This is a genomic window from Micromonospora sp. NPDC047467 (assembly GCF_040643095.1).
In the GTDB taxonomy this organism is placed as follows: domain Bacteria; phylum Actinomycetota; class Actinomycetes; order Mycobacteriales; family Micromonosporaceae; genus Micromonospora.
In genome coordinates, this window is sequence record NZ_JBEYTO010000025.1 from 1 (window position 1) to 2,643 (window position 2,643).

At 69.6% G+C, this 2,643-nt stretch carries 6 protein-coding genes; all 6 read left to right on the top strand.

Annotated elements, in window-relative coordinates; translation table 11 throughout:
- Positions 1-185 precede the first annotated feature (185 nt).
- On the top strand, positions 186-674 hold the full coding sequence (locus ABZ780_RS31565) for a hypothetical protein (protein WP_357488390.1): 489 nt from the start codon (positions 186-188) through the stop codon (positions 672-674).
- 171 nt (positions 675-845) lie between these two features.
- Entirely contained in the window at positions 846-1,442 is a 597-nt protein-coding gene (locus tag ABZ780_RS31570) for a hypothetical protein (RefSeq protein WP_357488392.1), read from the top strand.
- Between the two features lie 15 nt (positions 1,443-1,457).
- The gene (locus tag ABZ780_RS31575; protein ID WP_357488394.1) at positions 1,458-1,742 is read left to right on the top strand and encodes an HNH endonuclease; all 285 of its coding nucleotides are present in this window, start codon (positions 1,458-1,460) and stop codon (positions 1,740-1,742) included.
- A 2-nt stretch (positions 1,743-1,744) separates the two neighbouring features.
- Positions 1,745-1,891, top strand: coding sequence for a hypothetical protein (locus ABZ780_RS31580; protein ID WP_357488396.1), 147 nt, complete (start codon positions 1,745-1,747; stop codon positions 1,889-1,891).
- Between the two features lie 88 nt (positions 1,892-1,979).
- Positions 1,980-2,366 carry a DUF6221 family protein gene (locus ABZ780_RS31585; protein ID WP_357488398.1) on the top strand — a complete coding sequence of 129 codons (387 nt, stop codon included), beginning with the start codon at positions 1,980-1,982 and terminating at the stop codon, positions 2,364-2,366.
- Positions 2,367-2,401: 35 nt separating this feature from the next.
- On the top strand, positions 2,402-2,643 hold a 242-nt coding region (locus tag ABZ780_RS31590; protein WP_357488400.1), incomplete at its 3' end, for a hypothetical protein.

The following is a 2,643-nucleotide window of genomic DNA, read 5'->3' on the forward strand; positions in this document are numbered from 1 at the left end:
CCCCACCCCTATAGCCCCCGCTGCCCGGCGAGGCGGCCGGAAGCCCCCTGCGCGCGCCCCAACGCACGCAGCGCGGGCCCGGTCCGGGCGGCGGGCCCACGTCACAGAACAGCCACACACCCCCACACAGGGCCCCCGTATGGCCGATGATGCCCCTTCAGCACCCACGTGTCTTGGGGGACATCGTGTTCAGAAGAGACCCGGAGAAGGCCGCGCAGAAGGAAGCACGTCGGGCGGAGAAGCGCAGGCAGCGCGAAGAGTGGGCCGCCAACAGGCAGGCCGAGAAGGAGGCCCTCAGCCAGTGGCGTAGCGCCCACCCGGCCGAGAAGACCCTCAACACCGCGGCCATGATGCGCTCGTGGCCCAGCTCCAAGTTCGGAGAGACCACGCTCGGCCCCATCCGCGGCGGGCACGCCGAGTTCATCAACGCAGGCGCCCACAAGGGCTGGACAGCCACCCGGCTCGTCGCCGGCGCGGCCACGCTGGGCGTGTCCGCCGCCGCCACCGGGCGCAAGAACAAGGGCGCCGCGGTCATCAACGTCACGTTCGGCAACGGAGCAGCCCAGACCTACAACGTGACCCCCGACAACGGCACCTTGCGCGCCGCCAACCAGTACGTCACCGCATTCAACGCTCTCGCCACGCAGCTCGATAGCGAGGCAGAGCAGGAGTAGACGTGAGGTGGCGCCCGTGGCCGGCAACCCCACCCCGATCACCCGCAGTGCGAACCCGGCAGCGGGCAGCGGGCAGCGGGCCCACCCTCACAGAACAGACACACGCTGCAACACAGCGCCTCCACACGGGCGATGATGCCCCTTCAGCACCCGCGCGTCCTTGGGGGGACCATGCACATCCGGAGAGCCACTTGCGCCGCCCTGCTCGCCGCAGCAACAGCAACTACGGGCTGCAGCGGTGGCAGCAACAGCGGCGGCAGCGAGCCCACCGCGAAGAACGAGACCACTCCCACGGCCACCGAAACCACCGCCGCACCCACTCCGTCCGAGTCAACGCCGGTCGCCCCAAGAGCAATCGGAGAGACCTTCACCTTCACCGGCGACGACGACGTCACCATGGCGGTGACCGTCATGGGCTACGAGCAGGACGTCGCCAAGAACTCCCGGTCGGCCGAAGAAGAGTTCGGCACCGACGGCTACGTCTGGGCCGCCGTCGACATCAAGGCCTGCCTCAAGAAGGGCCTGGCCGGAGTCACCCGCTACCCCTGGGCGCTCGCCTACGCCGACGGCACGCGCATCGAGCCTAGCAACGTCACGTACGGCGACTTCCCCAAGCCCGAGTACCCCTACGACGCCAAGCTGAAGGCCGGCGAGTGCGTGCGTGGGAAGACCGTCTTCCCCGTCCCCGGCAGCCAAAGGCCCGAACGCATCCTCTACACGGCCGAGAGCCTCCCTGAGAACGCGGAATGGGCAGTGCCCAAGGCGTGAATGGAGGTGGCGCCCGTGGCCGGCAACCCCCGCAACGGGCGCCCCTACCGCCGACTCTGCGCCCAGCAACGCGCCCTCGGCCTGCCCTGCTGGCGCTGTGGCCAGCGCATCGACTACAGCCTCACCGGGGCCGCCGCACAACGCTCCCGCTGGGCCTTCACCCTCGATCACGCCATCCCACTGTCACTGGGCGGCGACCTCCTCGACCCCACCAACGCCCGCAGCGCACACCGCCGCTGCAACAGCGCCCGCGGCAACCGCATCACCCAGCCCTTGGCCCGAGCCTCCCGGAGGTGGTGACCATGAGCGACCGGCGTCAACTCGCCCCACGCCAGGCCCCGCCACCACCCCGCTGGTACCAGTACAGCCACACCGCCACCGGCCTCACCTACTGGCTGCGCTACGCCATCGGCGAGCCCCGCAGCGCCGCCGCCCGCATCCCCGGCTAGCTCGCCTGCCGCTTCCTCGGCCGGCACAACCCCACCTGCATCAGACGACCAGCCCCGCACCCACGTACGTGGTGAGAGCATGGCCAGCATGAGTGACGACCTGGTGCAGTTCCTCAAGGCCCGGCTGGACGCAGACGCCGCATGGGCAGGCGATCCGGAAGGCGTGAAGGACAAGGCTGTCCGCAGCACCGCTACTTACGCGGGCATTCCGATCCAGATGGCATCCGCGGCCCTCTCTGCTGGCATTCGCATGGCGAACGGACCTGCAGACCCCCACCACGTGCTCGCGGACATCGAGGCGAAGCGCAAGATCATCGAACTCTGTCAGGCCCCTCTGGTCGAAGTCACGGGCCCCGAAGACCGACAGCGATCGTTCCTACCAGGCGAGGGAGAACCGTGGGGCCTGGACGTCCTCAAGCTGCTCGCCACGCCTTACGCTGACCACCCCGACTACCGCAAGGAGTGGCGTCGCTGACCGGAGGCGGCGCCCCTGCCCGGAGGTGACGCAGCGTGCTGTACGTCATCACCGGCCCGCCGGCCGCGGGCAAGAGCTCGTGGATCCAAGCGCACGCGACAGCGCGTGACATCGTCATCGACCTGGACCGCATCGCCCTCTCCCTCACCGGCCCGGGCGCGCCCCAGTGGAACCACGACCCGCTCGTGCAGCGGGTCGCGCAGCGTGCTCGGTTCGCCGCCATCGATGAGGCGGTCAAGCATCTGGACGAGGTCGACGTGTACCTGATCCACACCAT

Bases quoted from the DNA above. Each gene is read 5' to 3' on its own strand.
- ABZ780_RS31570 (WP_357488392.1), top strand. From the start codon at position 846: ATGCACATCCGGAGAGCCACTTGCGCCGCCCTGCTCGCCGCAGCAACA.
- ABZ780_RS31585 (WP_357488398.1), top strand. From the start codon at position 1,980: ATGAGTGACGACCTGGTGCAGTTCCTCAAGGCCCGGCTGGACGCAGAC.
- ABZ780_RS31580 (WP_357488396.1), top strand. From the start codon at position 1,745: ATGAGCGACCGGCGTCAACTCGCCCCACGCCAGGCCCCGCCACCACCC.